Source organism: Pseudomonas violetae (assembly GCF_023072615.1).
Taxonomy (GTDB): domain Bacteria; phylum Pseudomonadota; class Gammaproteobacteria; order Pseudomonadales; family Pseudomonadaceae; genus Aquipseudomonas; species Aquipseudomonas violetae.
In genome coordinates this window covers 1-8203 of the sequence record NZ_JAKNRW010000072.1, presented here as the reverse complement: position 1 = coordinate 8203, position 8203 = coordinate 1, and the positions used below count along the sequence as shown (strand labels likewise).

General features: G+C 60.3%; 8 protein-coding genes, 1 pseudogene and 1 riboswitch. Of the genes and pseudogenes, 8 read left to right on the top strand and 1 reads right to left on the bottom strand.

The window, feature by feature from the left end; translation table 11 throughout:
• The 5 genes from L9059_RS30230 to L9059_RS30210 all read left to right on the top strand — a co-directional run.
• Positions 1-598, top strand: a 598-nt coding sequence (locus L9059_RS30230) for a DUF2066 domain-containing protein (protein ID WP_247296180.1), incomplete at its 5' end; no start/stop codon positions are given.
• 36 nt (positions 599-634) lie between these two features.
• Positions 635-1705 (top strand): AI-2E family transporter, encoded by a 1071-nt coding sequence (locus tag L9059_RS30225; RefSeq protein ID WP_247296163.1) that lies wholly within the window; start codon positions 635-637, stop codon positions 1703-1705.
• Between the two features lie 229 nt (positions 1706-1934).
• Positions 1935-2639, top strand: coding sequence for a DnaA regulatory inactivator Hda (gene hda / locus L9059_RS30220; RefSeq protein ID WP_045060556.1), 705 nt, complete (start codon positions 1935-1937; stop codon positions 2637-2639).
• 212 nt (positions 2640-2851) lie between these two features.
• Entirely contained in the window at positions 2852-3493 is a 642-nt protein-coding gene (locus L9059_RS30215; protein ID WP_247296131.1) for a C40 family peptidase, read from the top strand.
• A 165-nt stretch (positions 3494-3658) separates the two neighbouring features.
• Entirely contained in the window at positions 3659-4201 is a 543-nt protein-coding gene (locus L9059_RS30210) for a C40 family peptidase (RefSeq protein WP_247296128.1), read from the top strand.
• Between the two features lie 131 nt (positions 4202-4332).
• Here L9059_RS30210 and L9059_RS30205 read toward each other — a convergent pair whose 3' ends face one another.
• A complete protein-coding gene (locus L9059_RS30205) occupies positions 4333-5646 on the bottom strand; it encodes a PQQ-dependent sugar dehydrogenase (RefSeq protein WP_247296125.1) in 1314 nt (437 codons plus the stop codon).
• Positions 5647-5775: 129 nt separating this feature from the next.
• Positions 5776-6009, top strand: a riboswitch (cobalamin riboswitch).
• A gap of 81 nt (positions 6010-6090) precedes the next feature.
• Between L9059_RS30205 and cobO the strand changes: the two genes are divergently transcribed.
• From cobO to L9059_RS30190, 3 genes and pseudogenes are all read left to right on the top strand, one after another.
• Complete coding sequence (gene cobO, locus L9059_RS30200) at positions 6091-6702, top strand: cob(I)yrinic acid a,c-diamide adenosyltransferase (RefSeq protein WP_247296090.1); 612 nt, start codon at positions 6091-6093, stop codon at positions 6700-6702.
• Positions 6699-8114: a cobyrinic acid a,c-diamide synthase CobB gene (locus L9059_RS30195; protein WP_247296009.1), complete on the top strand. Its 1416-nt coding sequence runs from the start codon at positions 6699-6701 to the stop codon at positions 8112-8114. The genes cobO and L9059_RS30195 overlap by 4 nt, the downstream gene beginning before the upstream one ends.
• A pseudogene (locus L9059_RS30190) lies at positions 8111-8203 on the top strand (5,6-dimethylbenzimidazole synthase); the annotation flags it as partial. The gene L9059_RS30195 and the pseudogene L9059_RS30190, both read left to right, overlap by 4 nt.

Below are 8203 nucleotides of genomic sequence, written 5' to 3'. Positions count from 1 at the left end.
GCTGCCCTTGCGCTTGCCGCTGGCGGACCTGAGCGAACAACTGCTGGCGACCGGACCGGCCCTGGAAGGTGGCGATGCGGTGCCGCTGCGTAGCGCGTCGGAGCGTTACAACGCCGACGCCCTGCTCGCCGTGCATGCCAAGGAGGAGAGCGGCCAGTGGCAGGCGACCTGGAGTTTGTGGTTGGGCGACAAGAAAGAAGCAGGCAGCGTGCAGGGTGCCGATCAGGCCGCTGTAGCAGATGCCGTGATGCTGGCCGTCAGTGAGCGACTGGCGCCGCGTTTTGTCGTCAAGCCAGGTGCCTCGGGCGAGCAATTGCTTGAGGTTCAGGGCATGAATTTAGAGCGCTATGCCGCGCTCGGGCGTTTGCTGGAGCCCTTTGGCATGCGCTTGCAGAGCGTCAACGGTGACCGGATTCTCTATCGGGTTCGAGGCAGTGCCGAACAGTTGAAGGCTCAGTTGTCCCTGGCGAAGTTGCAGGAGTTGCCAGCCGGGGAGGTCCCGGCACCGGTGCCGCCGGTACAGCCTATAGCCGATGGGACGACGCCCGCTATTACGCCAACCCCGGCCCCGGTTCCACAGTTACGTTTTCGCTGGTAGTTTTTTCTTTCGCTTATATAGATGCAGGAGTGATTCATGGCCGATACGCGGCGTTGGTTCTGGTTGGGTGGGATAGTCCTGCTCTGCGCGTTTGTCTGGCTGTTGCATCCAATCCTGACGCCGTTTCTGGTGGCGTTGCTGTTGGCCTACCTGTTTGATCCTCTGGTGGATAGGCTGGAGAAGGCAGGCCTCTCACGGACCTGGGGAGTGGTCGCGGTATTTGCGCTGTTCACCTTGATAGTCACGACACTGCTGCTGGTGTTGGTGCCGATGCTGGCCAAGCAATTGCTGCGCCTTTATGAACTGGCACCGCAGATGCTCGATTGGCTGCAGCACACGGCATTGCCATGGGCGCAGTCGAAATTCGGTTTGTCGGACGGCTTCTGGAGGTTCGACAAGCTCAAGGCGGCGATCAGCGAGCACATGGGCCAGACCTCTGACATAGTCGGCTTGGTGCTGAGCCAGGCAACTGCTTCCAGCCTGGCGGTGATCAGCTGGCTGGCGAACCTGGTGCTGATTCCGGTGGTGGGTTTCTACCTGCTGCGGGACTGGGACCTGATGATGGCCAAGATCCGCAGCCTGCTGCCGCGCAATCGTGAAGAGCGCGTGGTCAGTCTGGCGGGCGAATGCCATGAAGTGTTGGGCGCGTTTGTGCGCGGGCAGTTGCTGGTGATGGTGGCGCTGGGCGTCATCTATGCGGCGGGCCTGATGCTCATCGGGCTTGAGCTTGGGTTGTTGATCGGCCTGATCGCAGGCCTGGCGGCCATTGTGCCGTACATGGGCTTCGTGATCGGTATCGGTGCTGCGTTGATCGCCGGGCTGTTCCAGTTTGGCGGCGATTTGTACCCGATGATCGGCATCGTTGCCGTGTTCATGGTGGGGCAGGCCTTGGAGGGTATGGTGCTCACGCCCTTACTGGTTGGGGATCGGATAGGCTTGCACCCGGTGGCGGTGATATTTGCAATTCTTGCTGGCGGTGAACTGTTCGGATTCACCGGTATTCTGCTGGCCTTGCCGGTGGCTGCGGTGATTATGGTGTTGGTGCGCCACATTCATGATTTGTACAAGAGTTCGGGCATCTACAGTGGCGAGGAGCCCGAACTTTAGGGCGCTTTATTGAGGTGCGCTCCCCCGCCTGGTCCCGTGCCGGGCGGTGTGGGCGACGTGTGCAATATGCGCCTGCGCCGTCAGAGAATCTGTGATCAAACCAGCTAGTTAACGCAAACCTTTGATTTTGCTTGTGGTCTGTCGCATTGTGCGGTCAGCCTCACGGGTATAAACTTCGCAAACTTTACACAGAGGCCACTAACGGTTCCGTTGGAACTGTTCAGTCAGCATGAAACCGATTCAGCTGCCCCTAGGTGTGCGTCTGCGTGATGACGCTACCTTTATCAATTATTACCCAGGCGCCAATGCCGCAGCACTCGGCTATGTCGAGCGACTCTGCGAAGCCGACGCCGGCTGGACAGAAAGCCTGATTTACCTGTGGGGCAAGGACGGCGTGGGGCGTACGCACCTGCTGCAGGCTGCCTGTTTGCGCTTCGAACAGATGGGCGAGCCGGCGGTGTATCTGCCGCTGGCCGAACTACTGGATCGCGGCATCGAAATTCTAGACAACCTCGAACAGTACGAACTGGTCTGCCTGGATGATCTCCAGGCGGTGGCGGGGCGCGCGGATTGGGAAGAGGCTCTGTTCCATCTGTTCAATCGCCTGCGCGACAGTGGTCGGCGGCTATTGATAGCCGCATCGACTTCGCCGCGGGAACTGCCGGTGAAGCTGGCGGACCTCAAGTCACGATTGACTCTGGCCCTGATATTCCAGATGCGTCCTCTGTCCGACGAAGACAAGTTGCGCGCACTGCAATTGCGCGCTTCCCGTCGCGGCCTGCACCTGACCGATGAAGTGGGGCATTTTATCCTGACCCGCGGGACGCGCAGCATGAGTGCGCTGTTCGAATTGCTTGAACAGCTGGATCAGGCATCCCTGCAAGCCCAGCGCAAGCTGACAATTCCGTTTCTGAAAGAAACATTAGGCTGGTAGCCCCAAGCCCTGCAGGCCTTTTGCTACTTATCAGGCACGAGAAAATCCGCTTTCTTGCAGGGTGCAAGCCGCGCGGGTGTCTAAATAGGGCATTAGCGCTTAGATGGATTCTCGAAACCGAAAAGTCACATAAAGTTCGATTGAATTTGCAAATGAGGATGATAGCGGGCATAGTCTCGGCTTCTTTACAACCATCAGCCACGGTCGTGCCCATGCTAAATCGCTTCGCACCCCTCGTGCCTCTCGCACTCGTTACCTTGCTGTTCGGCTGCGCCGCTCACTCTCCAGTCTCCGAGCCTGCGCCCCAGCAACCGGTCAAAACTGCCGCTACCGCCCAATCCTCCTCCGTTCGTTATCTGGAAACTCCTTTCCAGGAAGATCCGGCTGCCGAAAAACAGCTCGCCAGCTTTGCTGACGGCAAGTCGTACCAGCTGCCGGTACTGGCAGACAGCATCCTTGAGCGCGGTATGTCCCTGATCGGTACCCGCTACCGTTTTGGTGGGACCTCTGAAGCCGGTTTCGACTGCAGTGGCTTCATCGGCTATCTGTTCCGTGAAGAAGCCGGCATGAACCTGCCGCGCTCGACACGGGAAATGATCAACGTGGATGCGCCGCTGGTTTCTCGCAGTAATCTCAAGCCAGGCGATCTGCTGTTCTTCGCTACCAATGGTCGTCGCGGACGCGTTAGCCATGCCGGCATCTACCTGGGAGATGACCAGTTCATCCACTCCAGCAGTCGGCGCAGTGGTGGTGTCCGGGTTGATAGCCTGGGTGACAGCTACTGGAGCAAAACCTTCATCGAGGCCAAACGCGCACTCGCGATGGCACCGACCATCGTCACCGCTCGCAAGTAAGCCTACAGTTTGTAGGGCGAACTTAAAGTCTTACTTGAAGTTTGCTGTATAGCGTCTAGAATCCTGATTTATTATTGATGGCTAACCGCCTGCGCATTGCGCCGGCGGTTTTCTTTTCTGCCCTTCCGGTGGAAGTAGCCGCAGCCAGATCAGGGTGTTCTGTATATGAAGACGTCGGCCCGCCTTGTGCTCATTATCGCCGCAGCGCTGCTCAGCGCCTGTGCCAGCCGCACTCCGTCGCCAGCCCCGGCACCGGTGATCCGCGCTCCCCTTGTGTTTGGTCCTGCTCAGCCATTTACCCCTGAGGCCGAAGACGTGCTGTTTCGCGCGTTGGGTTTGGTGGGCACGCCTTACCGTTGGGGCGGTAACACACCGGACTCTGGATTTGATTGCAGTGGGCTGATTGGCTACGTATACCGTGATGTCGCCGGTATCACGTTGCCGCGTACGACTCGCGAGATGATCGGGATGCAGGCGGCCAGCGTGGGCAAGGAGGGTTTGCAAACGGGCGACCTGATTTTCTTCGCCACCAATGGCGGTTCCCAGGTCAGTCACGCCGGTATCTATGTCGGTGAAGGGCGCTTTGTGCATGCGCCGGCAACCGGTGGTACGGTCAAGCTGGACAGCCTGTCCAAGGCTTATTGGCAGAAGGCGTATTTAAGTGCCAAGCGAGTGTTGCAGCCGGAGCATCTGGCGCGCAATCCGTAGTTGGCTGCCGGGTTGGCCACAGCATCAAGCCTGCGCACTGCGCTGGCTTGATCGGGCGCACCCTCAGAACTGACGATATGCGCTGCGGGGGCGAGTTGGCTGCCACAGGGCAGGATTCCGCCCCAGGCGCATTATTTAACCGCCGACACCCGCCACACCTTGTTCCCCACATCATCCGCCACCAGCAAATCCCCTTGCTGATCAATCACTACGCCCACCGGGCGGCCCATGGCTTTTTCGTCTTCGTTGAGGAAGCCGGTCAGCACGTCGATCGGCTGCCCGTTCGGTTTGCCGGCGTTGAACGGCACAAAAATCACCTTGTAGCCACTGTGGGGTTTGCGGTTCCACGAACCGTGCTGGCCAATGAAAACGCCTTCCTTGAACTGCGAAGGCAAGGTGTTGCCTTTGGCGAAGGTCAGGCCCAGCGATGCGGTATGCGGGCCAACCGCGTAATCCGGGGCGATGGCCTTGGCGACCAGGTCCGGATTCTGTGGCTCGACCCGTACATCCACGTGCTGGCCGTAGTAGCTGTAGGGCCAGCCGTAAAATGCACCGTCCTTGACCGAGGTGATGTAGTCCGGCACCAGGTCGCTGCCGATTTCGTCGCGCTCGTTGACGGCGGTCCACAGGGCGCCGGTGTGGGGTTCCCAAGCCATCCCGTTGGGATTGCGCAGGCCGGAGGCGAAGATTCGGTGATTGCCGGTGGCGCGATCTACTTCCCAGATAGCTGCGCGGCCTTCCTCCTTGTCCATGCCGTTTTCCGCAACGTTACTATTCGATCCCACAGTGACGTACAACTTGCTGCCGTCCTCGCTGGCAATCACGTTTTTCGTCCAATGATGATTCAGTGTGCCGCCCGGCAGGTCGACTACCTTGATCGGTTGTGACTTGATCTGCGTATCGCCGTTTTGATAATGGAAGCGCAGCAGCTGGTCGGTGTCCGCGACATACAAGTCGTTGCCCACCAGGGTCATTCCAAACGGCGAGTTGAGGTTTTCCAGAAACGTCGTGCGCGTCTCGGCGATGCCGTCATGGTCCTTGTCGCGCAGCAGCGTGATGCGGTTAGGACTGGGCACGCCGGCGCCGGCGCGGCCCATGACTTTCTTCATGACCCAGCCCTTGATGCCTTTGCTGTCGTCAGGTTTGGGTGGGGCATTGGTTTCAGCCACCAGCACGTCACCATTGGGCAGCACATACAGCCAGCGCGGGTGATCGAGCCCTTCGGCGAATGCGGCCACCTGGGTTCCGGCGATAGCGGTTGGCTTGGCACCATCCGCCCAGCCGATGGCTGGGGCGATGTTCACCGTCGGTATCAGGGTTTTGTTCGGTTCCGGCAATTTGGGTGACGGCCCGGTGCCGTCAGAGACCTGCAAGCTGGATGTTTCACCGCAGGCGGTAAGCCCTCCGGCGAGGGCGATGACGAAAACGAGCTGAGGCTTGCGCATGCTGACCTTCCCTATGAATGCATTGATCTCTTTAGTAGAGAAGCGCAAATGCGCGATGGTTCAATGGGGCATAACCATTTCAGCCCACCAGGCCGGACTTTAATTGACGCTCCCCCCCCAACCCTCTAACCTTCGCGGCTTGTTTCAGGTGCCCTGTGACGTCGTCGACAGGGTGAAACAGGGAAGCCGGTGAATGATCACTTCCGAGCAAGACTGATCATGATCCCGGCGCTGCCCCCGCAACGGTAAATGAGTGAAGACTGCGCCTTGTGCCACTGTGTCGAGTCATCGGCATGGGAAGGCGCGCAGTCAGGCCAATAGCCGCTCATGAGCCCGGAGACCGGCCTGATCCATCCAGCGGCATCACGGTGGGCGATGCCAGGCTTCTTGCCATCTATTCTTGTGCCTGCCCGCCGTTATCCAGCCCCAACGGAGAGCTCCCCCATGACTGATACCCCCGATCGTGACGAACGCCACCTGGCGCGCATGTTGCGCAAAAAAGCCGTGATCGACGAACGCATCGCCAACTCGCCGAATGAATGCGGCTTGCTGCTGGTGCTCACCGGCAATGGCAAGGGCAAAAGCAGCTCGGCGTTCGGCATGCTCGCGCGGTCCATGGGCCATGGCATGCAGTGCGGAGTCGTGCAGTTCATCAAGGGCCGAAACAGCACCGGTGAAGAGCTGTTCTTCCGGCGCTTCCCGGAGCAGGTGCGATTTCATGTCATGGGCGAAGGTTTCACCTGGGAAACCCAGGATCGCCAGCGGGATATCGCTGCTGCCGAAGCTGCGTGGGCGGTGTCACGTGAATTGCTGTGTGACCCCTCGATCGGTCTGGTGGTGCTGGATGAATTGAACATCGCTCTCAAGCACGGTTATTTAGATCTCGATCAAGTGCTCAGTGATTTGCAGGCCCGTCCGCCGATGCAGCACGTGGTGGTGACCGGCCGCGGTGCCAAGCCGGAGATGATTGAGTTGGCCGATACCGTGACTGATATGGGCGTGGTCAAACACGCGTTTCAGGCCGGCATCAAGGCGCAAAAAGGCGTCGAATTGTGAGACAGCCTCGGCATTGCCCGGCAGTATTGATTGCCGCGCCGGCTTCCGGCCAAGGCAAGACCACCGTGACGGCCGCGCTGGCCAGGTTGCACCGCAACCAGGGGCGCAAGGTGCGCGTGTTCAAGTGTGGCCCGGACTTTCTCGACCCGATGATTCTCGAGCGCGCCAGCGGTGCCCCGGTTTATCAGCTGGACATGTGGATGGTTGGCGAGCAAGACAGTCGTCGCCTCTTGTGGGAAGCCGCCGGTGAGGCAGACCTGATCCTGATCGAAGGGGTGATGGGGCTGTTCGACGGCACGCCTTCCAGTGCCGACCTTGCGCGGCATTTTGGCGTGCCGGTGCTGGCGGTGATCGATGGCACCGCCATGGCACAGACCTTTGGCGCCCTGGCCCTGGGGTTGGCGCGCTATCAGCCGGATTTGCCGTTTGCCGGCGTGCTGGCCAATCGCGTGGGCACGTTGCGTCACGCGCAGTTGCTTGAAGGCAGCCTGACTGAAGGGTTGCGCTGGTATGGCGCGTTGTCCCGAGAGACCGGGATCGAGCTGCCAAGTCGTCACCTCGGCCTGGTGCAGGCCAGCGAACTGAACGACCTGGACCTGCGTCTCGATGCTGCCGCGAACGCCTTGGCCAGCAGCTGTGAAGTCGCGTTGCCGCCGGCGGTGGAATTCGCCGCGCCGGACTTGATGGTTGCCCAACCTTTGCTCGCAGGCGTGCGCATCGCGGTGGCCCGTGATGAGGCCTTCGCGTTTACCTATGGTGCGAGCCTGGATCTGCTGCGGGCCATGGGCGCCGAGTTGCGGTTTTTCTCGCCGATCCGTGATGCCGGGTTGCCCGAGGCGGACAGTCTTTATCTGCCGGGCGGTTACCCTGAATTGCATCATGCGGCTCTGGCTGGAAACGCCTCGATGCTGGCGGCAATCCGGGCGCACCATGGTGCAGGCAAACCTTTGCTGGCCGAGTGCGGCGGGATGCTGTATCTGCTCGATTCGTTGACCGATGTCGAAGGCACGCGTGCCGAGCTGGTGGGGCTACTGGCGGGGGATGCGGTCATGCAGAAGCGCCTGGCCGCGCTGGCCTTGCAGGTGGTCGAGTTGCCTGAGGGTGCGTTACGTGGGCATACCTACCACCATTCGCTGACCCATACCGAACTTGAGCCGATCGCCCGGGGGTTGAGCCCGAACGGCGGGCGTGGGGCGGAGGCGGTTTATCGTGAGGGGCGGATGACGGCTTCTTATGTGCACTTTTATTTTCCGTCGAATCCGGTGGCAGTAGCTGCACTTTTGGCGCCTGACCGGGAGGTCGCCTTCGCGAGCGAGTCGCGTCGTCGCACCGCCGCTCACACAGGTGATCGAGTTTCTTCAAACAGCGCACCATCAACTGTGGGAGCGGGCTTGCCCGCGAAGAGGCCATGAGCGACGCCACTTTCAGCCAGGCCGAACGCGACGCGGTCTACCGCGCCATCGCCGAACGCCGCGACATGCGCCACTTCAGCGGCGGCACC

What these genes read in the sequence shown, in the direction of transcription:
- cobO (WP_247296090.1), top strand. Translation starts at nt 6,091, where the DNA reads ATGACTGATACCCCCGATCGTGACGAACGCCACCTGGCGCGCATGTTG.
- L9059_RS30215 (WP_247296131.1), top strand. Translation starts at nt 2,852, where the DNA reads ATGCTAAATCGCTTCGCACCCCTCGTGCCTCTCGCACTCGTTACCTTG.
- hda (WP_045060556.1), top strand. Translation starts at nt 1,935, where the DNA reads ATGAAACCGATTCAGCTGCCCCTAGGTGTGCGTCTGCGTGATGACGCT.
- L9059_RS30210 (WP_247296128.1), top strand. Translation starts at nt 3,659, where the DNA reads ATGAAGACGTCGGCCCGCCTTGTGCTCATTATCGCCGCAGCGCTGCTC.
- L9059_RS30225 (WP_247296163.1), top strand. Translation starts at nt 635, where the DNA reads ATGGCCGATACGCGGCGTTGGTTCTGGTTGGGTGGGATAGTCCTGCTC.
- L9059_RS30205 (WP_247296125.1), bottom strand. Translation starts at nt 5,646, where the DNA reads ATGCGCAAGCCTCAGCTCGTTTTCGTCATCGCCCTCGCCGGAGGGCTT.